The organism is Streptomyces deccanensis (assembly GCF_022385335.1).
Lineage (GTDB): Bacteria > Actinomycetota > Actinomycetes > Streptomycetales > Streptomycetaceae > Streptomyces > Streptomyces deccanensis.
In genome coordinates this window covers 5,450,383-5,474,495 of sequence record NZ_CP092431.1, presented here as the reverse complement: position 1 = coordinate 5,474,495, position 24,113 = coordinate 5,450,383, and the positions used below count along the sequence as shown (strand labels likewise).

22 protein-coding genes are annotated in these 24,113 nt (G+C 72.7%); 15 read left to right on the top strand and 7 right to left on the bottom strand.

Annotated elements, in window-relative coordinates; translation table 11 throughout:
- Positions 1–102: 102 nt before the first annotated feature.
- The 3 genes from L3078_RS24395 (at position 103) to L3078_RS24385 (ending at position 3,542) form a co-directional block, all read left to right on the top strand.
- Positions 103–1,230, top strand: a complete 1,128-nt coding sequence (locus L3078_RS24395; protein ID WP_239756089.1) for a sugar ABC transporter substrate-binding protein — start codon at positions 103–105, stop codon at positions 1,228–1,230.
- A gap of 84 nt (positions 1,231–1,314) precedes the next feature.
- Complete coding sequence (locus L3078_RS24390) at positions 1,315–2,091, top strand: ATP-binding cassette domain-containing protein (RefSeq protein ID WP_239756088.1); 777 nt, start codon at positions 1,315–1,317, stop codon at positions 2,089–2,091.
- Between the two features lie 293 nt (positions 2,092–2,384).
- A complete protein-coding gene (locus L3078_RS24385) occupies positions 2,385–3,542 on the top strand; it encodes a sugar ABC transporter permease (RefSeq protein ID WP_392310035.1) in 1,158 nt (385 codons plus the stop codon).
- A gap of 49 nt (positions 3,543–3,591) precedes the next feature.
- On the opposite strand, the gene L3078_RS24380 is transcribed toward L3078_RS24385, so the two are convergent.
- Positions 3,592–4,197 carry a TetR/AcrR family transcriptional regulator gene (locus tag L3078_RS24380; RefSeq protein WP_239756087.1) on the bottom strand — a complete coding sequence of 202 codons (606 nt, stop codon included), beginning with the start codon at positions 4,195–4,197 and terminating at the stop codon, positions 3,592–3,594.
- Between the two features lie 173 nt (positions 4,198–4,370).
- Here L3078_RS24380 and L3078_RS24375 point away from each other — a divergent pair, with 173 nt between their 5' ends.
- Both L3078_RS24375 and L3078_RS24370 read left to right on the top strand, forming a co-directional pair.
- The gene (locus L3078_RS24375; RefSeq protein ID WP_239756086.1) at positions 4,371–5,435 is read left to right on the top strand and encodes a patatin-like phospholipase family protein; all 1,065 of its coding nucleotides are present in this window, start codon (positions 4,371–4,373) and stop codon (positions 5,433–5,435) included.
- A gap of 1 nt (position 5,436) precedes the next feature.
- Complete coding sequence (locus L3078_RS24370) at positions 5,437–6,999, top strand: flavin-containing monooxygenase (protein WP_239756085.1); 1,563 nt, start codon at positions 5,437–5,439, stop codon at positions 6,997–6,999.
- Here L3078_RS24370 and L3078_RS24365 read toward each other — a convergent pair.
- Positions 6,972–7,412 carry a hypothetical protein gene (locus tag L3078_RS24365; RefSeq protein WP_239756084.1) on the bottom strand — a complete coding sequence of 147 codons (441 nt, stop codon included), beginning with the start codon at positions 7,410–7,412 and terminating at the stop codon, positions 6,972–6,974. The two genes, L3078_RS24370 and L3078_RS24365, sit on opposite strands and share 28 nt — an antisense overlap.
- A 237-nt stretch (positions 7,413–7,649) precedes the next feature.
- Between L3078_RS24365 and L3078_RS24360 the strand changes: the two genes are divergently transcribed.
- From L3078_RS24360 to L3078_RS24320, 9 genes are all read left to right on the top strand, one after another.
- On the top strand, positions 7,650–9,395 hold the full coding sequence (locus tag L3078_RS24360; RefSeq protein WP_468165162.1) for an FAD-dependent oxidoreductase: 1,746 nt from the start codon (positions 7,650–7,652) through the stop codon (positions 9,393–9,395).
- 189 nt (positions 9,396–9,584) lie between these two features.
- Entirely contained in the window at positions 9,585–9,998 is a 414-nt protein-coding gene (locus tag L3078_RS24355) for a hypothetical protein (protein WP_239756083.1), read from the top strand.
- 226 nt (positions 9,999–10,224) lie between these two features.
- Entirely contained in the window at positions 10,225–11,379 is a 1,155-nt protein-coding gene (locus tag L3078_RS24350; protein WP_239756082.1) for a SchA/CurD-like domain-containing protein, read from the top strand.
- Between the two features lie 41 nt (positions 11,380–11,420).
- Positions 11,421–11,876, top strand: coding sequence for a cupin domain-containing protein (locus L3078_RS24345; protein ID WP_239756081.1), 456 nt, complete (start codon positions 11,421–11,423; stop codon positions 11,874–11,876).
- The gene (locus L3078_RS24340; RefSeq protein ID WP_239756080.1) at positions 11,873–13,141 is read left to right on the top strand and encodes a beta-ketoacyl-[acyl-carrier-protein] synthase family protein; all 1,269 of its coding nucleotides are present in this window, start codon (positions 11,873–11,875) and stop codon (positions 13,139–13,141) included. The genes L3078_RS24345 and L3078_RS24340 overlap by 4 nt, the downstream gene beginning before the upstream one ends.
- The gene (locus L3078_RS24335; RefSeq protein WP_239756079.1) at positions 13,138–14,397 is read left to right on the top strand and encodes a beta-ketoacyl synthase N-terminal-like domain-containing protein; all 1,260 of its coding nucleotides are present in this window, start codon (positions 13,138–13,140) and stop codon (positions 14,395–14,397) included. Before L3078_RS24340 ends, L3078_RS24335 begins: the two co-directional genes overlap by 4 nt.
- Before the next feature lie 77 nt (positions 14,398–14,474).
- Positions 14,475–14,732 carry an acyl carrier protein gene (locus tag L3078_RS24330; RefSeq protein WP_239756078.1) on the top strand — a complete coding sequence of 86 codons (258 nt, stop codon included), beginning with the start codon at positions 14,475–14,477 and terminating at the stop codon, positions 14,730–14,732.
- Between the two features lies 1 nt (position 14,733).
- A complete protein-coding gene (locus tag L3078_RS24325) occupies positions 14,734–15,213 on the top strand; it encodes an SRPBCC family protein (protein ID WP_239756077.1) in 480 nt (159 codons plus the stop codon).
- Positions 15,214–15,257: 44 nt separating this feature from the next.
- Positions 15,258–15,590: a TcmI family type II polyketide cyclase gene (locus L3078_RS24320; RefSeq protein WP_239756076.1), complete on the top strand. Its 333-nt coding sequence runs from the start codon at positions 15,258–15,260 to the stop codon at positions 15,588–15,590.
- Positions 15,591–15,647: 57 nt separating this feature from the next.
- Here the strand turns inward: L3078_RS24320 and L3078_RS24315 are convergent, their stop codons facing one another.
- The 4 genes from L3078_RS24315 to L3078_RS24300 all read right to left on the bottom strand — a co-directional run bounded on the left by L3078_RS24315 (position 15,648) and on the right by L3078_RS24300 (position 20,451).
- Entirely contained in the window at positions 15,648–16,643 is a 996-nt protein-coding gene (locus L3078_RS24315) for a methyltransferase (protein WP_239760448.1), read from the bottom strand.
- A gap of 157 nt (positions 16,644–16,800) precedes the next feature.
- Positions 16,801–17,865 carry a right-handed parallel beta-helix repeat-containing protein gene (locus tag L3078_RS24310; protein ID WP_239756075.1) on the bottom strand — a complete coding sequence of 355 codons (1,065 nt, stop codon included), beginning with the start codon at positions 17,863–17,865 and terminating at the stop codon, positions 16,801–16,803.
- A 106-nt stretch (positions 17,866–17,971) separates the two neighbouring features.
- A complete protein-coding gene (locus L3078_RS24305; RefSeq protein WP_420864183.1) occupies positions 17,972–19,150 on the bottom strand; it encodes a YihY/virulence factor BrkB family protein in 1,179 nt (392 codons plus the stop codon).
- 59 nt (positions 19,151–19,209) lie between these two features.
- Positions 19,210–20,451 carry a serine hydrolase domain-containing protein gene (locus tag L3078_RS24300; protein ID WP_239756073.1) on the bottom strand — a complete coding sequence of 414 codons (1,242 nt, stop codon included), beginning with the start codon at positions 20,449–20,451 and terminating at the stop codon, positions 19,210–19,212.
- Between the two features lie 283 nt (positions 20,452–20,734).
- Between L3078_RS24300 and L3078_RS24295 the strand changes: the two genes are divergently transcribed.
- A complete protein-coding gene (locus L3078_RS24295) occupies positions 20,735–21,397 on the top strand; it encodes a DUF2637 domain-containing protein (protein WP_239756072.1) in 663 nt (220 codons plus the stop codon).
- Between the two features lie 31 nt (positions 21,398–21,428).
- Here the strand turns inward: L3078_RS24295 and L3078_RS24290 are convergent, their stop codons facing one another.
- A complete protein-coding gene (locus L3078_RS24290) occupies positions 21,429–23,978 on the bottom strand; it encodes a SpoIIE family protein phosphatase (protein WP_239756071.1) in 2,550 nt (849 codons plus the stop codon).
- Between the last annotated feature and the right edge of the window lie 135 nt (positions 23,979–24,113).

Below are 24,113 nucleotides of genomic sequence, written 5' to 3'. Positions count from 1 at the left end.
CGGACGCCGACAGCGCGGAGGCAGCCGTTCCGTGGGCTTGGCTACGCTGGAGGAAGGCGTCCATAGCAGGGCAAGAGTGGGCATATTCCCTAAGGAACCGACATGGGTCTCGGCGTCGGCCGTACAGCGGTCGTGAAGCGTAGGTCCCTCGGGCGGGCGGGTGCGGCGTTCCTGGTCGCCGCCGGTCTGGTCCTGACCGGGGCGTGTGGCGGGGGCGGGGACAGCGGGGGCGGCGGTGGAGGGGACGACCTCACCGTCGGCGTGCTGCTGCCGGGCGGCGGAGCCTCCCGCTTCGGACAGTTCGACAGACCCCTGATCGAGAAGCGGCTGAAGGAGCTGTGCCCCGGCTGCCCGGCCGCGACCGTCGCCGCCACCGCCGAGCCGGCCGTCCAGCGGCAACAGCTCGACGCCATGATCACCAGGGGCGTCGACGTCCTGATCGTCGCCGCCGTCGACCCCAAGGCGCTGCGCTCGTCGGTCGAGGCCGCCGACCGGGCCGACATCCCCGTCGTCGCCTACGACCGGCTCGCCCAGGGCCCCATCTCCGGCTACGTCACCTTCGACGGCGACACCGTCGGCAGGCTCCAGGCCGAGGAACTGCTGAAGGCCATGGGTGACAAGGCCGACGGCGGCCAGATCGTCATGATGAACGGCGCCACCACCGACCCCAACGCCGGCTGGTACAAGCGCGGGGCGCTCGCCGTCCTGGAGGGCGAGGTGAAGATCGGCAAGTCGTACGACACCGTCGGCTGGCGGCCGGAGAACGGCTACGTCAACATGAGCGGCGCCATCTCCGCCCTCGGCGGCGAGAACATCGACGGCGTCCTGGCCGCCAACGACAGCCTCGCGGGCGCCGTGATCTCCGCCCTCAACGCCAGCGCGGTGCGGCCGCTGCCGCCGGTCACCGGCCAGGACGCCGACCTCGCGGCCATCCAGCGCATCGTGCAGGGCAGCCAGCACATGACCATCTACAAGCCGTTCGAACCGGCGGCCGACGCCGCCGCCGAGATGGCCGTCGCGCTGGGGCGCGGCGAGACGGTCGACGACATCGCCACCGGCACCGTCGACAGCCCCACCGACGAGAACATCCCTGCCGTCCTCCTCCCCTCGGTCGCGGTGACGGTCGACAACATCGAGGAGACTGTGGTCAAGGACGGTATGTACACCATCGACCAGATATGCACCCCGAAGCTCCGGCCCGCGTGCGACAAGGCCGGACTCACCCCGTGAGCCCCAGCAACCCTGTGGGCCCCGCAGCCCCGTGAGCCCCAGCGGCCCCGTCAGCCCTGTCCGCCCCGTCCAGGAGGTGACCCGGTGGTCCAGCCCCTGCTGGCGTTGCGCGGCGTCTCCAAGCGTTTCGCCGCCGTCCACGCGCTGGTGGACGTCGAACTGGAGATCAGGGCCGGTGAGGTGGTCGCCCTGGTCGGCGACAACGCCGCCGGGAAATCCACGCTGGTCAAGGTGATCTCGGGGGTCGGGCCCCCCGACAAGGGCGTCATCGAGTGGGAGGGCGAACCCGTCCAGATCAGACGCCCCCAGGACGCCCAGCTCCTCGGGATCGCGGCCGTCTACCAGGACCTCGCGATGTGCGGCCACCTCGACGTCGTCGGCAACCTCTTCCTCGGCCGGGAGATCCACCGCTTCGGCGTCCTCGACGAGGTGGAGATGGAGCGCCGCACCCGCGAGCTGCTGCGCACCCTCTCCATCCGCATCCCCGACGTCCGCGTCCCGCTCGCCACGCTGTCGGGCGGCCAGCGGCAGGTCGTCGCGATCACCCGCTCGTTCGTGAGCGCCCCCCGGCTGCTCCTGCTCGACGAGCCCACCGCCTCCCTGGGCCTCGAACAGACCAACCAGCTCCTCGACCTCATCGAGGAACTGCGCGACCGGGGCACCGGAGTGCTCCTCATCAGCCACAACATGGGGGACATCAAGGCCGTCGCCGACCGGATCGCCGTCCTGCGCCTCGGCCGCAACAACGGCCTGTTCGACGTCAGCACGACCTCCCAGGAACAGATCATCTCCTCCATCACCGGCGCGGTGGACAACACCGCGGGCCACCCCCCGACCGACCCGGAGGAGACATGGCCGTGAGGGGGAACGGAGAGGAAAGCCCCCGGGAAGAGGGCCCGGGGGACGACGCGCACCGCTCGCAGGGCGGGCGGCGGTGGTACGGCGGACGGCGGTGGTACGGCGGGCGGCGGTCGCAGGCCGGAGGCCCGTCTCACGCCGGAAGCCCGTCGCACGCCGGGCGCCGGTCGCACGCCGGGCGTCGGTCGCGCGCGGGGCGTCGGTGGTACGGCGGGCAGCGGTCCCCCGAGGCCGGACGCCCGTCCCACGCCGTACGCCGGTGGTACGGCGACCGCCCCCGCGCGTACGCCCACGCCGTGCGCCGCAGGGTGCACGAGGGCGAACTCGGCCCGGTGCCCGCGCTTCTCGCCCTCGCCGTGACCTGGATCGTCTTCCAGAGCCTCAACGAGAACTTCCTCTCCCCGCGCAACCTCTCCGTCCTCAGCGTCGAGATCGTCGGCACCGGCATGGTCGCCGTCGGCGTCGTCTTCGTGCTGCTGATCGGCGAGATCGACCTCTCGGTGGGTTCGCTGGCCGGCCTCTCCGGCGCCCTGTTCGCCGCACTGAACGTCAACCACGGCATGCCGGAGGGGTTCGCCGTACTCGTCGCGGTGGCCTGCGGCGCGGCGGCCGGGGCGCTCCACGGGTTCGTGTTCACCAAGATCGGCGTGCCCGCGTTCGTCGTCACCCTCGCGGGCCTGCTGGCCTGGAACGGCCTGATGCTCTACCTCCTGGGGCCGGAGAGCTCCATCAGCTTCAGCGACGACGGCCTGGTCGCCGAGCTGACCAGCCGCGCCTTCGGCTCCGCCGCCGTCACCTACGGCCTGGCGGCGCTCGGTCCGCTCGCGTACCTCCTCCTGTGCCTCCGCGACCGCCGACGCCGGGGCGCGGCCGGGATGCCGTACCGGGCGAGGGGCGACATCTGGGTGCGGACGGCGCTGCTCGCGCTGGCCTCGTTCGCCACCGTCCACGTCCTGGGCCGTTTCGAGGGCCTGCCGCTGGCGCTGCTGATCTTCCTCGGTGTCGTCATCGCCGCGGACCTCTTCCTGCGCCGCACGGTCTACGGCCGTCAGGTCCTCGCGCTGGGCAGCGGAGTGGAGGCGGCCCGGCGGTCCGGCGTCGACGTGTCGCGCGTACGGATCGCCGTGTTCGTGGTGTCGGGGACGCTGGCCGCCGTGGGCGGTCTGTTCGTCGCGTCCCGGCTCACGTCGGCGACCCAGGTCCCGGGCTCCGGGATGCTGCTGATCAACGCCATCGCCGCCGCCGTCATCGGCGGCACCAGCCTCTTCGGCGGCCGTGGCTCGACCTGGTCCGCCCTGCTGGGCGTCCTCATCATCCAGTCCATCGCCTCGGGCATGGCCCTGCTGGGCGTCCAGCCCGCCGTCCAGTTCATGATCACCGGCGGCGTGCTGCTCGTCGCCGTCGTCTTCGACTCCCTGGCCCGCCGCGCGGCGGAGACCCGGGGACGGGCCTGACGCGGCCTGCGGCCCGGTCCCCCTCCACCTGGTCACCCCCTCCGCCCGGTCACCCCTCCGCCCGGTCGCCCATCCGCAGCACCAGCCGCAGCGTCTCCGTCAGGACGGCCGTGGGGACCGTCGGGTCGGCGACGCGTTGGACGCCGAGGCCTATGCCCAGGCTGAGGAGGGTCATCGCGGCGCGGTCGGCGGGCATCGCCGGGGCGACGCCCAGCTCCAGGGCGAGCGCGTCGAGCAGGTGGGCGAGAGCCTCACGAATCACCGCGACCCGTACGGCGATCTCGCCCCGCAGCTCGGCGTCGTGCCGCGCGCTGGTGAGGAACTCGACCTCCAGCGTGGTCCACGCCTCGTCGCCGATGTGCGCCTCCGCCCACGCGGCGAAGGCCGCGAGCCGGTCCTCGATCCCGGCCTCGCCCATGACGGCGTCCGTGAGCAGCGCCAGCTGTTCGGCCCGGATGTCGTCGAGGGCGGCGAGGCACAGGTGGTCCTTGCTGCGGAAGTTGGAGTAGACGGCGCCCTTGGAGTAGCCGGCCGTCTCGGCGACGTCGCTGAGCGAGGTGGCGGCGTAGCCGTGGGAGAGGAACAGCTGCCGCGCGGTGGCGACCAGCCGCTCACGCGTCCGTTCCTGACTCTCGACGCGGCTGAGGCGGGCCATGTCTCGCTCCCTCTCCAGGTGGCTCGCGGATCCCCGGATCCTATCTCCGGCAAGGGGCTGTCCAACCATTTCGGATACCACTAGTATCCGGATCTCGCTGGCATCTGGATTACCTGAGTATCCGAGTATCTGAATATCCGACATCGAGTGACGAGTATCGGGATGTGAACGCGGTGACCGCTCCGAGTACACGCACGACCACGCCCCCCACCCGAGGACTCGTACTGGGCTGCGGCGGCACGCTCGGCGCGGCCTGGACGATCGCCGCCCTGCACGCGCTGCGGCGAGCCCTGGATTGGGATCCGCGCGAGGCCGACGTCCTGGTCGGCACCTCCGCCGGGGCCGAGATCGCGACACTGCTCGGCGCGGGCGTGGGCGTGGAGGAGCTGCTGGCCGCGCAACTGGGCCGCCCGGACGCCCGCCCCGACCTCCTCCGCCACTTCGCCTCCCCGCCCCGGGCGCTCCCGCCCCGGCCCGCGGCCTTCCTCGGCTCCCCCGGGCTGGCCCGCCGCGCCCTGCGTGGCACCGCCCCCACCATGGCCGGGCTGTCCGGTCTGCTGCCCCAGGGCCGCGGCGACACCCGATGGCTGGCGGCGCTCGCGGACTCCCTCGTCCCCGCCGGGCAGTGGGTCCCGCATCCGGCGACCTGGCTGGTGGCGACCGACTTCGACACGGGCCGCCGTACGGTCTTCGGGCACCCCGACACGCGCCCGGCCGCCCTGCGGGACGCGCTCCGGGCGTCCTGGGCGGTGCCGGGCTGGTTCCCGCCCGTGCGCATCGGGGGCGGGCGGTACGCCGACGGCGGCATCCTCTCCACCGCCTCCGCCGACCTGCTCGTGCCGAGCGGGCTCGACGAGGTGTACGTCGTCGCGCCGATGAGCTCCCGCTCCCCCGGCCCGCGCCGGGGGCTCGGCCGGGCGGAGGCCCTGCTGCGCCGGGCGATGACCCGCACGCTCGACGCGGAGTGCGCCGCGCTGCGGGCGACGGGCACCCGGGTCGTCCGGATCGAGCCCGACGCCGCCGACCTGGAGGTGATGGGCGGCAACTTCATGGACCCCCGACGCCGCCTGACGGTCCTGGAGACCGCCCTGCGCACGACACGGGCCCACGTCCGCGAGGCGCTCCGCGAAGCCGCCGACGAAACCGCCCACGAAGCCCCCGGTGACGCCCTCCGTGACGCCGTCCATGAGGCCGTCCGTGACGCCGCACCCACCGCCGCCCCACGGACAGGAGCCTGAGATGCCGCACCCAGAGAAGCCCAAGAACCCCGAGAACCCCGAAGCTCTAGAGAACCCCGACGGCCCCGAAGTTCCCCCGGCGACCGAGGCCCGCGCGGCCCTGACCCACCACGTCGAGGCCCTGATCATCGGCAGCGGCCTCTCCGGCATCGGCGCGGCGATCAAGCTGCGCGAGGCGGGCGTCCGCGACCTGGTCCTCGTCGAGAAGGCGGACGACCTCGGCGGCACCTGGCGCGACAACACCTACCCGGGCTGCGCCTGCGACGTGCCCTCCGCCCTCTACTCGTACTCCTTCGCGCCCAACCCGGAGTGGACCCGGGCCTTCGCCGGCCAGCCCGAGATCCGCTGCTACCTCCGGAACACGGCCGCCGCGTACGGCATCACGCCCCTCATCCGCTACGGCACCGAGGTCACCCGCGCGCAGTGGAACCCGGCGGCCGCCCGCTGGCACGTCGAGACGACCCGCGGCACCTACACCACCCGCTTCCTGATCTCGGCGGCCGGGCCCTGGCACCAACCGCTGCTCCCCGACCTACCCGGCCTCGCCGACTTCCCCGGCGAGGTCTTCCACTCCTCGCGCTGGCGCCACGACGTCGACCTCACCGGCGCCCGGGTGGCCGTCGTCGGCAGCGGCGCCTCGGCCGTGCAGTTCGTGCCGGCGATCCAGCCCCGCGTCGGCCGGCTGCACCTGTTCCAGCGCACCGCCCAGTGGGTGCTGCCCAAGCCCGACCACCCGGTGCCGAACGCCGAACGCCGACTGCTGCGGACCGTCCCCGGCGCCCAACGGGCACTGCGCGCGGCGGAGTACGCGGCGCTGGAGGCCCTCGGCGTCGGCTTCCGCCACCCGGCCCTGCTGCGCGCGGTACAGAAGGTGGGCAGCCTTCATCTCCGGGCCGCCGTCAAGGACCCCCACCTGCGGCGGGCCCTGACCCCCGACTACACCCTGGGCTGCAAACGTCTCCTCCTCTCCAACACCTACTATCCGGCCCTGACCAGGCCCAACGTCGCCGTGCACGCGACGGCGGTGAAGGCCGTCGAGGGCGGCAGCGTCCTCGGCGCCGACGGCAGCCGCGCCGACGTCGACGCGATCATCCTGGGCACCGGCTTCCACATCCTCGACATGCCCATCGCCCGCCGGGTGTTCGACGCCGACGGCACCAGCCTCGACGACCACTGGAAGGGCAGTCCGGACGCCTACCTCGGCACCACCGTCAGCGGCTTCCCGAATGCGTTCGTCCTCCTCGGCCCGCACCTCGGCACCGGCCACTCCTCCGCGTACGCGGTCCTCGAAGCCCAACTGGCGTATGTGGCGGGCGCGATACGCCACTTTCGCGCGGCGGGCTGGAGCAGCATGGACGTACGCCCCGAAGTCCAGGCCGCCTTCGACGCCGAGCTTCAGCAGGCCCTCCCGTCGACCGTCTACAACGCGGGCGGCTGCTCCAGCTACTACCTCGACGACAACGGCGTGAACAGCTTCAGCTGGCCGTGGTCGACGGGCCGTATGCGCCGACGGCTGGCCCGGTTCGACCCCGAGGCCTACGAGGTCATGGGGGCCGTCGACTGAGGCCGCGACCCGCCGCCCCCTCCGCCTCCGCCGCCCCCGATGGCCGCGATCAGGAACGAGACACCGGTGGTCACCCCGATCGTCCCCAGCATCACCATCGTCACGCCGATGCCGTAGAGGCCGCTGGCGTCGTCCGACCAGTCGTAGAAGGAGGCCACCGTCAGGCCGATCGTGGTGCCGGCCACGGCGCCGGTGATGTGCCGTCGGGACGCGGCCCAGTACACCGGCACCAGCAGGGTCAGCACCAGGCCGATCACCTGCCACGCCTCGTAGGGGCCGGTCGACGAACCGTCAGGATGCAGGTCGCGCTGCTGGTCCCAGCCCAGCCAGAGGGCCCAGAGGGCGAGGGCGGACACGGCCGTCACGAGGCCCGGCAGCAGCTGGGAGGCGGTCTTGCGGAGTCGTTCGCTCATGAACCCAGCGTCCCGGCACGGCTCTTCCGCGCCCAGAGCGCACGTACTCAGCTCCACCCGAGTACCTGAGCGGTCCGCCCCGGGGCCGTCGCCAGGGCCCTATGCGGGTGAAGCCCGGTCCCGTTCTCCCGGTGCGGGGCGTGCGCGGGGCATGGATGAAGCCCCCGGCCCCACCCGGCCGAGTCGGCGGACACGACGCGCTGGAGTTGAGCGATGAACGCGATGAAGCAGAGCCCGATGACGGGGCGGAGCCCGAAGACGGGGCAGAGCCCGAAGACGGGGCAGAGGCCCGATCGGACCGACGCCACCGGCACCCCCACCCACCACCGCACCCCGGTCCTCATCGTCGGCGGGTCCCTCGTCGGCCTGTCGACCTCGGTGTTCCTGGGCCGCCTCGGGGTGCCGCACACCCTGGTGGAGCGGCACGCCGGCACCTCCATCCACCCGCGCGGCCGGGGCAACAACGTCCGCACGATGGAGCTGTTCCGGGCGGCCGGTGTCGAGCCGGGCATCCGCCGGGCCGCCGCCACCCTGTCCGGCAACCACGGCATCCTCCAGACACCCACCCTCGTCGGCGACGCGGGCGAGTGGCTCTTCAAGGAGATCGACGCGGGCGGCGGGCTCGCCCGCTTCAGCCCCAGCTCCTGGTGCCTGTGCAGCCAGAACGACCTGGAGCCGGTGCTGTTCGAGCACGCCCAGCGACTCGGCGGCGACCTGCGCTACAACACCGAACTGCTGTCGTTCGACAGCGACTCCTCCGGTGTCACGGCGATCGTCAAGAGCCGCGAGACCGGCGAGGACACCACGGTCCGCGCGGACTACCTCGTCGCCGCCGACGGCCCCCGCTCCCCGATCCGCGAACAGCTCGGCATCGGGCAGAGCGGCCCCGGCGACCTGTTCCACAACGTCAGCGTCACCTTCCGCTCCCGCGGCCTCGCCGAGGTCGTCGGCAACCGCCTCTTCATCGTCTGCTACCTGACGAACCCCGACGCCGACGGGGCGCTGCTGCCCGTGGACAACCGGGAGAACTGGGTCTTCCACCTGCCCTGGCACCCCGAACACGGGGAAACCCTGGAGGAGTTCACCGAGGAGAGGTGCGTCGAGCACATCCGCCGCGCGATCGGGGTGCCCGATCTCGACGTCGAGATCACCGGCAAGGCCCCCTGGCACGCCGCCCAGCGCGTCGCCCGCGGCTACCGGTCGGGACGGGTCTTCCTGGCCGGCGACTCGGCCCACGAGATGTCCCCGACCGGGGCCTTCGGCTCCAACACCGGTATCCAGGACGCCCACAACCTCGCCTGGAAGCTGGCGGCCGTGCTCGGCGGCTGGGCCGGGGAGGGCCTGCTGGACACGTACGACGCCGAGCGCCGGCCGGTGGCGGAGGCGACCAGCGCCCGTGCCGCCGCCCGGTCGGTGGAGCACAGCCACCCCGGCTTCGCCCCGGCCCCCGGCGTCGGCGGGGGCGGCGGCCCGCAGCGCGGCATCCTCAACGTGGCCCTCGGCTACCGCTATCCGCAGGGTGCCGTCCTCGGCGCCGACCCCGCGACCCCGGTCGTCCCGGAACGCCTCGACCTGTCCGGCGCCCCGGGCAGCAGGGCGCCCCACCTGGCCGTACGGCACCGGGGTGAACACATCTCCACGCTCGACCTCTACGAGCGCTCGCTCGTCCTGCTCAGCGACGCGGACGCGGACGGCCGCACCGGCGCCGGCGCGGACGGCGGGTCGGCCGGCTGGCACGAGGCCGCCCTCCGGCTGGCCGAGGCGATGTCCGTCCCCCTGGCCTCGTACCGGATCGGCGACGGCCCCGCCGCCGAGCTGACGCCCGAGGGCGACGCGGACTGGGCGGCGGTCCACGGGACGGCGCCCGGCGGCGCCGTACTCGTCCGGCCCGACGGATTCGTGGCCTGGCGGGCGCCGGGCCCGGTCCCGGACGCCGAGGCGGCACTGCGGGAGGTCCTCACCACGCTGCTGGCGAGGACCTGAGCCCGTCCGACCGGGCGGAGGACCAGCCCGTCTCCCCGTGAACTCGCCCGACGGGCGGGCGGGTTCACCCGAGTGATCGTCTTGAGTGGTGGGGTCGGGAGTGCTGTCTGACGGTGGATCACGTCGGGGGCGGGTCACCACAGCTGACGAAGCGTCGGCTGCCCGCCCCGCCGACGGAAGGATCGTCAGATGCGCTCTGTTCGAATGCTCATGGCCACCGCGGCGGCCTCGGCCCTCCTCGCGCTCGGCGCGCCCGTCGCGTACGCGTCCGGGGGCTGGGACGGCTCGGACTCCTCCTACAGCGAGCACGACAAGGGGCAGGACAAGGCGGGCTCCGGGAGCGCCCAGCAGGACGAGGGGTCCTGGAGCGGGAAGCAGGACGGCGGCTCCTGGAGCGGCAAGCAGGAGGACGGCTCCCGCAGCGGCGGGCACGACGAGGAGTCCTGGGGCGGCGGGCACGAGAAGCCCAGCGGCGGGATCCACACCGGCGGTGGCGGCCTCGCCGCCCCGGCCGTGACCGCGGGCGGGCTGGCCGTCCTGGCCGTCGCCGGGACCGGCCTGTACGCGGCGCGCCGCAAGAAGACCGCCACCGGCGTGGCCTGACCCGTGCCGGGCGCGATAGCCGCCGTGACCGGCCGCGCCGCCGCCCGACGGCCCGGCCGGTCACCGGCCCGACCCCCCGTCACCCGCCCGGTGCACCGGTCACCCGCGCAGTGCATACGAGTCGCGCGCCCGAGGGGCCGGGCTCAGGATCGAGGCACGCCGACGTCACGCCGGTCCGGCCGACGTTCGCCCTTCTCTAGCCCCCCACCGAGGAGATGTGCGCAGGATGACCACCACGTCCGAACGTGTTACCGAGTCACTGCGGCGACAGGTGTCGCAGCGGGTCTCCCAGTCCGTCTTCGACGGCTCCCGGCTCCGTGTCGTCCTCCTCGTGGACGTCTACGACGGCGCCCAGCAGCAGTTCCTGGAGGCGTACGAGCAGCTGTGCAACCAGGTCGCGTCGGTCCCCGGACACGTCAGCGACCAGCTCTGCCAGTCCATCGAGAACCCCTCCCAATGGCTCATCACCAGCGAGTGGGAGAGCGCCCCGCCCTTCCTCACCTGGGTGAACAGCGAGGAACACGTGCAGATGGTGCGGCCGCTGCACGACTGCGTGCGCGACACCCGCTCGCTGCGCTTCCACATCGTCCGCGAGACCGGCGGCCCGGCGGTGGAGGCCGAGGCGGGCGAGCGCCGGCTGCAGACCTCTCCCCGCATCGGCGACGGCCTGATCCGGCACGCGCTCACCTTCACGGTCAAGCCGGGCAGCGAGGAGAAGGTCGCCAAGATCCTCGCCGACTACGCCGCGCCGGAGCCGAGGGTCGACGACACCACCCGGCTGTGCCGCACCTCCCTGTTCATGCACGGCAACCGGGTGGTCCGCGCCGTCGAGGTGCGGGGCGACCTGCTCGCCGCGCTGCGGCACGTGGCCCGGCAGCCCGAGGTGCGGGCCGTCGAGGAGGCCATCAACCCCTATCTGGAGCAGGACCGGGACCTCGACGACCCCGACTCGGCCCGGGTCTTCTTCACCCGCGCGGCGCTGCCCGCCGTGCACCATGTGACGGCCGGCCAGGAGAGCCCCGACGCCGTACGGCACGCGCTGTACTACCCGGCCCGGGAGGGCCGCGGACTGCGGCTGGCCGAGCTGCTCGCCCGGCAGGACGAGGCGGCGGCGGACGACCCGCAGGGCCCGGTGCTGCGCAGCACGATCTTCCAGCGCGACGACATCGTGGTGCGGCTGGTCGACGTACGCGGCGGCCTCGACGCCGACCCGGGCCCCGTGCTCGGGCTCACCGACCGCGCCCGCGCGGCCGAGCTGACGGCGCTCCTCGACGGCGCCGCCCTCGGCATGGACGGCTCGCCCAGGGACGAGGCCCCCGCCCGGCTGCTCACGGTCGCCCGCATGGACCTCGTCACCGACCGCCGGGCGCCCGACGCCTGACCCCCTCTCACCAGTCCGCAGCCCACGTTCGGAGGAACGTCGTGATCAATCGCCATCCCAGAGTCGTGGATGTCAGCGAGGTCGAGCCCAACACCCGGCGCGGCGGCGATCTGCGCGCCATGCTCACCCCCACCACCGTCGGCTCGACCAGCGGTTTCATGGGCGTGGCCATCGTGGCGCCCGGCGACCGCATCGCCGAGCACTACCACCCGTACTCCGAGGAGTTCATCTACGTCATCTGCGGGCAGCTGGAGGTCGACCTCGACGGCGAGGCCCACGAACTCCGACCCGAGCAGGGGCTGCTGATCCCCGCCCACATGCGCCACCGCTTCCGCAACGTCGGCAACGTGGAGGCCCGCATGGTCTTCCACCTCGGTCCGCTGGCCCCGAGCCCGCCGCTCGGCCACGTCGACACCGAGGACGCGAACGGCGTACCGATCCCGGTGGAGGCGGCGCACGCCGCACGGGCGGCCGAACACACCCGGGTCCGCTCATGACCAGGCGCGTGGCGGTCACCGGCATAGGCATCGTCGCCCCCGGCGGCATCGGCGTCCCGGCGTTCTGGGACCTCCTGGCGGGCGGCCGTACGGCGACGCGCGGCATCACCTTCTTCGACCCGTCCGGGCTGCGTTCGCGGATCGCCGCCGAGTGCGACTTCGACCCGGCGGCCCACGGACTGGACGCGGACGTGATCGCCCGCTGCGACCGGTACATCCAGTTCGCCCTGGTCGCCGGGGAGGAGGCGGTACGGGACTCCGGCCTCGACCTCGCCGCCGAGAACCCCTGGCGGGTCGGGGTGTCCCTGGGCACCGCGGTCGGCGGCACCACCCGGCTGGAGCACGACTACGTGCTGGTCAGCCACAGCGGGCAGCGTTGGGACGTGGACCACCGGGAGGCCGGTCCGCATCTGCACCGGGCGTTCGCGCCCAGCACCCTCGCCTCCACCGTCGCCGAACGCTTCGAGGCGCGCGGGCCGGTGCAGACCGTCTCCACCGGCTGCACCTCGGGCCTCGACGCCGTCGGGTACGCCTTCCACACCATCGAGGAGGGCCGCGCCGACATCTGCATAGCCGGGGCGTCGGACTCGCCGATCTCCCCGATCACCATGGCCTGCTTCGACGCGATCAAGGCCACCTCCCCCAACAACGACGACCCGGCCCACGCCTCCCGCCCCTTCGACGCCGACCGCAACGGCTTCGTGATGGGCGAGGGCGGAGCCGTCCTCGTCCTGGAGGAGCTGGAGCACGCCCGGGCCCGGGGCGCGCACGTGTACTGCGAGATCGGCGGCTACGCCACCTTCGGCAACGCCTACCACATGACCGGTCTGACCACGGAGGGCCTGGAGATGGCACGGGCCATCGAGGACGCCCTCGACCACGCCCGGATCGACCGCACGGCCGTCGACTACGTCAACGCGCACGGCTCGGGCACCAAGCAGAACGACCGGCACGAGACGGCCGCCGTCAAACGCACGCTCGGCGCGCACGCCTACGACACGCCCATGAGCTCCATCAAGTCCATGGTGGGCCACTCGCTGGGCGCGATCGGCGCCATCGAGGTCGTCGCCTGCGCGCTGGCCCTGGCGCACCAGGTCGTCCCGCCCACCGCGAACTACGAGACCCCGGACCCCGAGTGCGACCTGGACTACGTCCCGCGCGTCGCCCGCGAGCGGAAGCTGACCAACGTGCTTTCCGTGGGCAGCGGGTTCGGCGGCTTCCAGTCCGCGGTGGTCATGAGTCTGCCGAGGGAGAAGACACGATGAGCGAACGGAGCACGCGGCGTCCTCGGCGCGCGGCCGTCACCGGAATCGGCGTGGTGGCGCCCAACGGGACCAGCACCGAGACCTTCTGGAAGTCGACCCGGGAGGGCATCAGCGTCCTGGACCGGGTCACCCGCGAGGGCTGCGAGCACCTGCCGCTGAAGGTGGCGGGCGAGGTGCGGAACTTCGACCCGCCCTCGGCGGTCGAGGAGCGCTACCTCGTCCAGACCGACCGGTTCACGCACTTCGCGATGGCCGCCGCCGACCAGGCGCTCGACGACGCCCGCCTGGACCGGCCCGCGACCGACGCGGCCCCGTTCTCGGTGGGCGTGGTCACGGCGGCCGGCTCCGGCGGCGGCGAGTTCGGGCAGCGGGAGCTGCAGCAGCTGTGGTCCAAGGGCAGCCGCTTCGTCGGCCCGTACCAGTCCATCGCCTGGTTCTACGCCGCCAGCACCGGCCAGATCTCCATCCGCCGGGGCTTCAAGGGCCCCTGCGGGGTGATCGCCTCCGACGAGGCCGGCGGCCTCGACGCCGTGGCGCACGCGGCGCGGGCCGTGCGGCGCGGCACCGACGTGATGGTGACCGGCGCGACGGAGGCGCCGCTCGCCCCCTACTCGGTGGTCTGCCAGCTCGGCTACCCGGAGCTGAGCACCGTGGCCGACCCGGACCGCGCCTACCGTCCCTTCACCGCCGCGGCCTGCGGTTTCGTGCCCGCCGAGGGCGGCGCGATGCTGGTCGTGGAGGCCGAGGAGACGGCCCGGGAACGCGGCGCGCCCGTGCGGGCCCACCTGGCGGGCCACGCGGCGACGTTCACCGGCGCCTCCCGCTGGGAGGAGTCCCGGGCGGGCCTCGCCGAGGCGATCCGGGGCGCCCTCGCGGAGGCCGGCTGCGCCCCGGAGGAGATCGACGTGGTCTTCGCCGACGCCCTCGGCACCCCGGAGGCGGACCGCGCCGAGGCCCTGGCGATCACGGACGCCCTCGGCGCGCACGGCACCCGGGTCCCCGTCACGGCGCCGAAGACCGCCGTCGGCCGGGGCAACGGCGCGGCGGCCGTGCTGGACGTGGCGGCGGCGGTGCTCGCGATGGAGCACGGCGTCATCCCGCCCACCCCGAACGTCTTCGACGTCTGCCACGACCTCGACCTCGTCACCGCCCGCGCCCGCGCCGCCGAGCCGCGCACGGCGCTGGTCCTCAGCCGGGGCCTCATGGGGTCGAACGCGGCGCTGGTACTCCGACTCGGCCCCGGCGCCACCACCTGACCACCCCTCCCGACCACCACCCCCGACCACCCTCACGACGCACCCCGACGCACCCGACGCATCAAGGAGAGAACCGCATGAGTGACCGCATCACCGTGGAAGAACTGTCCGAGCTGATGAAGAAGGCCGCCGGGGTCACCGTCACCCCGGAGGAGCTGCGGCAGCGCTACGAGTCCGGCTTCGACGCCCTCGGCATCGACTCGCTCGGCCTGCTCGGCATCGTCGGCGAGCTGGAGAACCGGTACGGCACGCCGATGCCGCCCGACGCGGAGAAGTGCAAGAGCCCGAAGCAGTTCCTCGACCAGGTCAACAGCGCGCTGATGGCGGGAGCCTGAGATGGCCGGACACACGCACAACGAGATCACCATCGCCGCGCCCGTCGACCTGGTCTGGGACATGACCAACGACGTCGCGAACTGGCCCCGGCTGTTCAGCGAGTACGCCAGCGCCGAGATCCTCTCCGAGGAGGGGAACCGGGTGACGTTCCGGCTGACCATGCACCCCGACGAGAACGGCAAGGTCTGGAGCTGGGTCTCGGAGCGGGAGACGGACCGCGAGACGCTCACCGTGGAGGCCCGCCGCGTCGAGACCGGCCCCTTCGCCTACATGAACATCCTCTGGGAGTACGAGAAGGTCCCGGGCGGCACCCGCATGGCGTGGACGCAGGACTTCTCGATGAAGCCGGACGCTCCGGTCGACGACGACTGGATGACCGACAACATCAACCGCAACTCCAAGGTCCAGATGGCCCTGATCCGGGACCGCATCGAGAAGGCCGCCGCCGAACGGGGCGCCGCGCCGGGCCTGACCGACTGAGACGGCCGAACCCGACCCCCGTATTCGGACGGAGAACGACACCCATGCACCAATCCCTGATCGTCGCCCGGATGACCCCGGGCGCCGCCCCGGACATCGCCAAGATCTTCGAGGAGTCCGACCGGGGGGAGCTGCCGCACCTCATCGGGGTCTCCCGGCGCAGCCTCTTCCAGTTCGACGACGTGTACATCCACCTCGTCGAGTCCGAGCGGGACCCCACGCCCACCATCACGAAGATGGCCGGGCACCCCGAGTTCCGGGCCATCAGCGAACGGCTGTCGGCGTACGTCAGCGCGTACGACCCGGCGACCTGGCGCTCCCCGAAGGACGCGATGGCGCACTGCTTCTACCGCTGGGAGCGGGACAACCGCTCCTGAACGCACCGACGGGCCGCCGGGCACGCGCGACGCGCGTGCCCGGCGGCCCGTCGCCCGTCATTCGGGCACGTGGCAGTCGAACGCGTGCAGATAGGCGTTGACCGGCCGTACGTCGTCGATGACCAGCCCCGCGGCCGTCAGCCGGGAGGTCATGCTCTCGGTGGTGTGCTTGGCCCCGCCGACGTTGAGGAGCAGCAGCAGGTCCATCGCGGTGCTGAACCGCATCGACGGCGAGTCGTCGACGAGGTTCTCGATGACGACGACCCGGGTGCCGGGGCCGCCGGCCCCGATGACGTTGCGCAGCAGCCGGGCGGTGCTGTCGTCGTCCCACTCCAGGATGTTCTTGATGACGTACACGTCGGCCCGGACCGGGACGGCCTCGCGGCAGTCGCCGGGGACGACGCGGGTGCGGTCCGCGAGCGCGCCGCCCGGTCGCAGCCGGGGGTCGGCGTTCTCCACCACGCGCGGCAGGTCGAGCAGGGTGCCGTGCAGGTCGGGGTGCTTCTCCAGCAGGCTGGCGACCACGTGGCCCTGCCCGCCGCCGATGTCGGCGACGGACGAACTCCCCGACAGGTCGAGGAAGTCGGCGACGTCCCGCGCGGACTGGACGCTGGAGGTCGTCATGGCCCGGTTGAAGACGTCGGCCGACTCCGGGGCGTCCTCGTTGAGGTAGACGAAGAACTCCTTGCCGTACAGGTCCTCGACGACGTTGTGGCCGGAGCGCACCGCCTCGTCGAGCTTCGGCCAGGCGTCCCAGGTCCACGGTTCGGTGCACCACAGGGCGATGGCGCGCAGGCTGTGCGGGTCGTCCTCGCGCAGCAGCCGGGACATGTCGGTGTGCGCGAACGTCCCGTCGGGCCGTTCGGTGAACACGCCGTGGCAGGACAGGGCCCGCAACAGCCGCCGCAGCGGCTTCGGTTGGGCCTTCACCGCCGCCGCGAGGTCCTCCGCGGACAGCGGGGTGTCGTCGAGGGCGTCGGCGACGCCAAGCCGGGCGGCGGCGCGCAGGGCGCCGGCGACCGCCGCGCCGAAGACGAGTTCCCTGAACCGCATGGGTGGCGGCGGGGCGGCCTGGGTGCCCTGGGCGGACGTGTGGACGGCCTGGGTCCGCGTGGTGCGGGCGGTGGGTGACGGCTCCCCCGCCGGTCTGGTCTGAGCGGTCGTCATACGACGCCCTCCTTGTTCGCGTTCATGGACGACCTCGGCGCGGTCAGCACAGTCCGGCGGGCTTGGACGCCGCGCAGGTGTTGCCGGAGAAGGTGTTGCCCTTGCCCGCGGTGTCCGTGTTGACGATGTCCGCCGGGGCGTTGTTCTCCAGCACGTTCTCGGTGATTCGGTTCCGCTCGCTGGTGGTGCCCACGAAGCTCTTCCACACGACGATGCCGCCCGACAGCGGGGAGGCGCCGGCGTTGCCGGTGATTCGGTTCCGGGTGACCAGGGTGTCCTCGGCGCCGGTCAGCACGATGCCGGTGCCCTGGAGGGCGTCCAGTCGCGCGGTCTTCGGGCAGGACTTGTTGTTGCGGTCGATGAGGTTGTCCCGCACGGTCAGGGCGCCGGCCCTCGGCTTGTTCTCGTCGCCGACGACGAAGACGCCCGCGCAGTTGCCGGTGACGTGGTTGTCCGCCACGGTGAGGTTGCGCAGCCGCCGGACGGTCAAGCCGATCCGGTTGCCCTCCAGGCGGTTGTGGGCGACGACGGTGCCGCCGCTGTCCGTGGCGCCCTGCTCGGCCTTGACGGTGTTCGCGAGGAACAGTCCGGCGTCGCCGTTGTCCCGGGCGGTGTTCTTGCGGAACACGCCGCGCACCGAGCGCTCCTGGGCGATGCCCCACACGCCGTTCTTGACGGCGGTCACGTGCCGCACGGTGAGCCGGTCGGTGTCCTGCGCGAAGACCCCGGAGCCGGTGAAGCCGGTCACGGTCAGGTTGGCGACGGTGACGTCCTCGACCTTGTGGTCCTTCGTGCCGATCACACAGATGCCGTTGCCGGCGTCGCCGCACCCGTCGGCGGCCTTGGTCGCGGCCGGTTCGACGACGGTGCGGGGGCCCATGCCGCGCAGGGTGATGCCGTGGGTGCCGATCCGGACGCTCTCGCGGTAGGTGCCGGAGGCCACGAGCACCGTGTCGCCGGGCGCCGCCGCGTCGACCGCCTGCTGGATGGACTCGCCGGGGAAGACCACATGGGTCGGGTGGTGGGCGACGGCCTGCGGGGCGGCCCCGAGCCCCACCCCGATGACCGCCGCGACGCACGCCAGATAGCCAATATGCCATTTCGTCATATTCCGCAAGATATGACCATGAGCCGCGCAAACCGGCCCGATGGTCCATCCGACGGCGTGTCCCCGCGCCGGGCCGTCAGCCACCGTCACCGACCGCCGTGAACCGTCATTGACCGTCGACGCCGAGGCGCCGTCGGTCCTCCTCGTCCCACTTGCGGGTGTCGCGCGGTTCGACGTACGGCTCCTCGTGGGGCGGATGGCCGCCCGCCAGGGCCCGCTGACGCGCCAGTTCGGCGTCGAACTCCAGGCCGAGCAGGATCGCCAGATTGGTGATCCACAGCCACACCAGGAAGATGATCACGCCCGCGATGGCGCCGTAGGTCCTGTTGTACGAGCCGAAGTTGGCCACGTAGAACGCGAAGCCGGCGGAGGCGGCCATCCAGATCAGCAGGGCGAGCAGACTGCCCGGGGTGATCCAGCGGAAGCCGCGGACCTTGGCGTTCGGGGTGGCCCAGTACAGGACCGCGATCATGATCGTGACCAGCAGGACCAGCACCGGCCACTTCGCGATCGACCACACGGTGAGCGCTGTGTCCCCGACCCCGAGCGCGGTGCCGACCTCCTTGGCGAGGGCGCCGGTGAACACCACGATCAGGGCGCTGATCACGGCCATCACCATCAGCACCACCGTCACCCCGACCCGGACCGGCAGCACCTTCCACACCGGACGGCCCTCGGGGACGTCGTACACCGCGTTCGCGCTCCTGATGAACGCGGCGACATAGCCGGAGGCCGACCACACCGCCAGCGCCAGACCCACGATCGCCATGATCGAGCCGAGCCCGGCGTTGCCCTGCATCTGCTGGACGGCGTTGGTGAGCACGTCCCGCGCGGCGCCGGGGGCGAGCTGCTGGATGTTGTCCAGCACCTGCTGCGTCGCCGAGCGCCCGACGATCCCCAGCAGGGAGACGAGCGCCAGCAGCGCCGGGAACAGGGCGAGGATCCCGTAGTAGGTCAGCGCCGCCGCCCGGTCGGTCAGCTCGTCCTTCTTGAACTCCTTCACGGTGCCCTTCAGCACCGCCCACCAGGAGCGTTTCGGCAGATCGGCGGGGCTGTCCGGCGCCCACCGCTCCACCTCCTCGTCCGGCCCGGCCGTCGGCGCCGCCCGCGCGGCCCCGCCCTCGTCGCCGCGCCCGGCCTCCTCGTAGCGGTCGGCCTGCTCGCCGCGCTCGACCTCCTCGTCGCGGGCGAACCGGTCGTCGCGCTCGACCTGGTCGGTGTGCCCGCCGTAGCCGGGGTGCCCACCGTGCTTTCCGTGCCCCCTGTGCCGTTTCAGCGTTCGCATCATGCCGTGCGGGTAACCGACCGGGCACGGCTTATACGTGCACATTCACGGCAAATAGTTCAGCGCGGGGGCGCCGGGCGGTCGTAGACGTGGTCCGGGGTGACGACCTCCGTGACCGCGCGGGCGACCAGCGAGGACGGCTCCTGGCCCTCGTACGTCACGTCGGTGTTGAGCAACACCACCAGGGTGGCCTTCCGTTCCGGCAGGTACACGGTCACACTCTGGTAGCCGGGGATGGAGCCGTTGTGCCCGATCCAGCCGCCGGTCTCGAAGACGCCGAGGCCGTAGTCGGTGCCGGGGAAGCCGGTCGGCAGCGTCCTCAGCCGTTCGCGCTGGGTCCGCGGGCTGAGCAGGGTCCCGGTGGCGACGACCTCGGCCCACCGGCGCAGATCGCGCAGCTCCGAGACCATCGCGCCGGCCGCCCAGGCCCAGCTGGGATTCCAGTCCGTGGCGTCCTCGATCTCACCGCTGAGCGTCTGGTTCGTGTAGCCGCGCGCGTGCGGCTCGGGGAACCCGGGGCCCTCGGGGAACAGCGTGCGGCGCAGCCCGGCCGGGCGGATCACCCGTTCGCGGAGGTAGTCGGCGAAGCGCCGGCCACTGACCTTCTCCACCACCAGGCCCAGCAGGACGAAGTTGGTGTTGGAGTACTGGAACCGCTCACCCGGCGCGAAGGTGTTCGGGTTCTGGAAGGCGTACGCGAGCAGCTCCCGGGGCGTGAAGAAGCGGCTGGGTTCGCTCAACAGGGCGTGGACGAAGTCCGGGTCGGCGCTGTACGGGAAGAGGCCGCTGCGCATCTGCGCGAGATGGCGCAGCGTGATCCGGTGGCCGTTCGGCACGTCCCGCACGTAGCGGGAGATCGGGTCGTCCAGGCGGACCCGGCGGTCGTCGACGAGTTGGAGCAGCGCGGTGGCCGTGAAGGTCTTCGTCTCGCTGCCGATCCGCGTGAACAGGTCGGTGGTCATCGGCCGGCGGGTGGCGGTGTCGGCGACCCCGGTCGACCGGACGTAGCACCCCTGGCCCGGCAGCCACAGGCCGACGGTGACCCCGGGGATGCCGGCCTCCTGGCGGACGCCCTCGACGGCTTGGTCCAGACGGGCGGTCAGTTCGGGGCCGAGACCGCCGCGCGGACAGTCGTTCTTGTCGTACCTGTCCTTGTCGTACCGGCCTTTGTCGTACCGGTCTTCGTCATACCGGTCGGCCGCGGCGTGCACGGCCGTCGCGGGGGCCGTCGCCAGCGGGGCCAGCACGGACGCCACCAGCAGCGCGGCGGCGAACGGGCGGCCAAAGGGGGTGCGTCGCATGTCGGGGCGCCTTCTCGGGAGCGGGGTCTCGAAGGGGCAAGCGTCACCGTCCGAGCCTTGGGCAAAGGTCTCCGTCCCGTACACGCTCCGCGAGTCCACTCGTTCGGAGCCGGACGGGATTCACCGTTTCACCGGCCGTTCACCGCGGTTCGCTCCTCGCGGAAATCACCGCCGATCGCTATTCTCCCGAATGCCAAAAATCAGGCTCGGCCTCCCTCGTGCCGGTCGGAAAAGCGGATCCCTCAATGGAGCAGGATTCAAAATGAGAACCGATTATGATTCGGTGGATCACAACCCTGACGGGGTTCAGCAGATCGACACACAGCCCATCTGGCTCCCCGGCCCGCGGGCCGCTTCGGACGTATGGGACCCGGACGCCGAGCTGATCCAGATGGCCTACGCGACGCACGGCCTGGCTCCCGAACCGACCCTGGCGGAGGTCCGTGACCTGCCGCGCCGCCCGGTCAGCCGACGCCGGCCCCGCCCGGGGGCCCACTTCTTCGCCAGGAACCCGCGGATCGTCCCCGTCGCGTTCTTAATTACGACTATCGCCGTGTGCGCACTGACCATGCTTTATTGGTCCGTCTCCTATTCATACATTCAACTGCGCGACATCGCGCTGCTGGTGGTGTCGGAGCATCTCGCGCGCTGGTGGCCGCTGACCGTGTACGGGCCGTGGCTTCTGGCGGGTCTGTCCATTGTCCGGGCGGCGGTGCAGCAGCGCACCGCCCGGCGGTCCTGGGCGGTGATGCTGATCTCGTCCGGCACGGCGGTGGCCCTGTGCATCGGCCAGTCCCCGAGTTCCCTGCTGGCCATGGTGATCGTCGGAATTCCCCCGATCACCGCGCTGGTGTGTTTCCGTGAACTCGTCGGCCAGTTCTCGTCCGGGCCCGGCCCCCGGCACGCCGCCGACGCCCTCGGCGGCCCCAAGCAGGGCAGGCGGTAGGACCGGCCAGGCGGTAGGACGGCCGCGCACGTCAGCCGAGGGCCTGCTCCGTCCAGATCGTCTTGCCCGTGGAGGTGGGGCGGGTGCCCCAGCGCTGGGTGAGCTGGGCGACCAGGAGCAGACCCCGGCCGCCTTCGTCGTAGCTGCGGGCGCGGCGCATGTGGGGTGCCGTGCTGCTGGCGTCCGAGACCTCGCAGATGAGGCTCTCGTCGTGGATGAGCCGCAGCCGGACCGGCGGCTCGGCGTGCCGGATGGCGTTGGTGACCAGCTCGCTGACGACCAGCTCGGTGACGAAGGCCGCGTCGTTCAGCCCCCAGGCATCCAGCCGGCCGAGCGCGTTCTTGCGGGCCTCGGCCACGGCGGAGGGGTCGGCGGTCACGTCCCAGGTGGCGACCCGGCCGGGGTCGAGGGCGCGGGGACGGGCGAGGAGCAGGGCCACGTCGTCGGTGGGCCGCTCGGGCAGTACGGAGCCCAGGACCCGGTCGCACAGCGCGTCCAGGGAGGTGTCGGCGGGGGCGGCGAGGGCCTGGCACAGGCGGGTGATGCCGTCGTCGATGTCGAGGCGGGCGCCGTCGTCCTCGGCGCTGCGGGATCCGATCAGGCCGTCGGTGTAGAGGGCGAGCAGGCCGCCCTCGGGCAGCTCGGTCTCCAGCGACTCGAAGGGCAGACCGCCCAGGCCCAGCGGGGGCCCCGCCGGGAGGTCGAGCAGTTCGGCGGTGCCGTCCGGGCCCACCACGACCGGTGGCGGATGCCCGGCCCGCGCGAGCGTGCACCGCCGCGACACGGGGTCGTACACGACGTAGAGGCAGGTCGCCCCGACGATTCCGGTGGTCACGCCGGTGGTCACGCCCGTCGCGCCGCCCCCGGCGCCCCGGCCCCGCCCGCGGTCGGTCCTCCCGGCGGAGCGCTCCGCGGCCTCCGCCTCGGTGGCCAGGCGGGCCACCAGGTCGTCGAGGTGGGTGAGGAGTTCGTCGGGGGGCAGGTCGATGTCGGCGAGGGTGCGGACGGCGGTGCGCAGCCGGCCCATGGTCGCGGAGGCGTGGATGCCGTGGCCGACGACGTCGCCGACGACCAGCGCCACCCTGGCCCCGGAGAGCGGGATCACGTCGAACCAGTCGCCGCCCACCCCGGCACGGGCGCCGGCCGGGAGGTAGCGGGAGGCCACCTCGGCGCCCGCCTGCTCGGGCAGGCTCTGCGGCAGCAGGCTGCGCTGGAGGGTGACGGCGGTGCCGCGTTCGCGCGTGTAGCGCAGCGCGTTGTCGATGCTGACCGCCGCCCGGGCCGCGAGTTCCTCGGCGAGGACGAGGTCGTCCTGCTCGAAGGGGTCGGGGTGGCGGTGGCGGGCGAAGACGGCGACACCCAGGGTGGTGCCGCGCGCCGAGAGCGGCACGGTCATCGCCGAGTGGAACCCGAAGTCGCGGATGGTGGCGGCCCGCTGCGGGTCCTGGGCCACCCAGTCGGCGATCGCGGGCTCGGTCACCTGGAACAGCACGGCGTGCCCCGACCGCAGGCTCTCCACCGGCGGCGACCCGTCCGGGTACTCGTCGACCTCGCCGGGCGCGACGACCGCCTCGGGCGTCCCCGGGTGGACGGACCGGTGGGCGATCCGGCGCAGGGCGAGGGCGCGGCCCGCCGCCGGCAGCCGTGGGGCGGGGCCGTACTCCCCCGCCGCCGCGAAGACGGAGGAGGTGCCGTCGTCGAGGGAGGCCAGCAGGTCGACGCTGATGAAGTCGGCGAGGTCGGGGACCGCGATGTCGGCCAGTTCCTGGGCCGTCCGTGTCACGTCGAGGGTGCTGCCGATGCGCCGGCCCGCCTCGGCGATCAGCTGGAGGCGTTTGCGGGCCCAGTACTGCTCGGTCATGTCATGCCCGGTGCTGGCCACGCCGAGGACGCGGCCGTTCTCGTCCTGCAGCCGGTAGAGGTCGACCGACCAGGCGTGCTCACGGGTCTCCCCGGGGGCCCGCGCGTGGTTCTCCAGGTACTGCGGTTGACCCGTCTCCAGGGCCAGCCGCATCAGCCGCTCGACCTCGCCTACGACGGGATCGTCCAGTGCCTCCGACAGGCGCAGCCCGCGCAGGTCCTCCTCGCTCAGGCCGAGCGCTTCGCGCGAGCCCCGGTTGGACGCGCGGAACCGCAGGTCCGTGTCGTGCACCGAGGTCGAGCAGCACGGGGAGTCGAGGAGGCCGTGCAGCGTGAGCGCGTCGTCGCCGTGGCGGGGCCGGGTCCCCGTCAGGGCGGAGACCAGGAACCAGTCGCGGACCCCGCAGTACGACGTGCGGTGGTGCGCCAGGACCTTGACCTCCAGACGGCGGCCGTCGCGGTGCCTGAGGACGAGGGTGCCGTGCCAGCGTGGCAGGTCGGCGAAGTGCGGGAGGTCGTCCGCCGGGGGCTCCTCGGCGAGCAGGGAGGCCGCGGGCAGGCCCAGGATCTGCGTCGGCGTGTAGCCGAGGAGGTGTTCGGCGCCGGCGCTCCAGCCGGTGACGGTGCCCTGTTCGTCGACGGTGGCCCGTGCGGTGAGCGCCTCACCCGCGGTGTCCGGGCCGGGGCCCGCTCCCGATGTGTCGACGACCCGCCGTTCCATGTCCGCTCATCTCGCTCTCACCCGAGATCCGCGCCCGGTATCCGCACCCGGGATCCGCACCCGGGATCCGCACCCGGCGAGGCCGTTCTCCACCCAGCCCCGCACCTCTCCCTTTGGGTATGTCCCACTCCATCC

Bases quoted from the DNA above. Each gene is read 5' to 3' on its own strand.
- L3078_RS24380 (WP_239756087.1), bottom strand. From the start codon at position 4,197: ATGGCCCGCCTCAGCCGCGTCGAGAGTCAGGAACGGACGCGTGAGCGG.
- L3078_RS24320 (WP_239756076.1), top strand. From the start codon at position 15,258: ATGCACCAATCCCTGATCGTCGCCCGGATGACCCCGGGCGCCGCCCCG.
- L3078_RS24340 (WP_239756080.1), top strand. From the start codon at position 11,873: ATGACCAGGCGCGTGGCGGTCACCGGCATAGGCATCGTCGCCCCCGGC.
- L3078_RS24315 (WP_239760448.1), bottom strand. From the start codon at position 16,643: ATGCGGTTCAGGGAACTCGTCTTCGGCGCGGCGGTCGCCGGCGCCCTG.
- L3078_RS24350 (WP_239756082.1), top strand. From the start codon at position 10,225: ATGACCACCACGTCCGAACGTGTTACCGAGTCACTGCGGCGACAGGTG.
- L3078_RS24305 (WP_420864183.1), bottom strand. From the start codon at position 19,150: ATGCGAACGCTGAAACGGCACAGGGGGCACGGAAAGCACGGTGGGCAC.
- L3078_RS24310 (WP_239756075.1), bottom strand. From the start codon at position 17,865: ATGACGAAATGGCATATTGGCTATCTGGCGTGCGTCGCGGCGGTCATC.
- L3078_RS24335 (WP_239756079.1), top strand. From the start codon at position 13,138: ATGAGCGAACGGAGCACGCGGCGTCCTCGGCGCGCGGCCGTCACCGGA.
- L3078_RS24370 (WP_239756085.1), top strand. From the start codon at position 5,437: ATGCCGCACCCAGAGAAGCCCAAGAACCCCGAGAACCCCGAAGCTCTA.
- L3078_RS24395 (WP_239756089.1), top strand. From the start codon at position 103: ATGGGTCTCGGCGTCGGCCGTACAGCGGTCGTGAAGCGTAGGTCCCTC.
- L3078_RS24290 (WP_239756071.1), bottom strand. From the start codon at position 23,978: ATGGAACGGCGGGTCGTCGACACATCGGGAGCGGGCCCCGGCCCGGAC.
- L3078_RS24300 (WP_239756073.1), bottom strand. From the start codon at position 20,451: ATGCGACGCACCCCCTTTGGCCGCCCGTTCGCCGCCGCGCTGCTGGTG.
- L3078_RS24355 (WP_239756083.1), top strand. From the start codon at position 9,585: ATGCGCTCTGTTCGAATGCTCATGGCCACCGCGGCGGCCTCGGCCCTC.
- L3078_RS24330 (WP_239756078.1), top strand. From the start codon at position 14,475: ATGAGTGACCGCATCACCGTGGAAGAACTGTCCGAGCTGATGAAGAAG.
- L3078_RS24325 (WP_239756077.1), top strand. From the start codon at position 14,734: ATGGCCGGACACACGCACAACGAGATCACCATCGCCGCGCCCGTCGAC.
- L3078_RS24360 (WP_468165162.1), top strand. From the start codon at position 7,650: ATGACGGGGCGGAGCCCGAAGACGGGGCAGAGCCCGAAGACGGGGCAG.
- L3078_RS24365 (WP_239756084.1), bottom strand. From the start codon at position 7,412: ATGAGCGAACGACTCCGCAAGACCGCCTCCCAGCTGCTGCCGGGCCTC.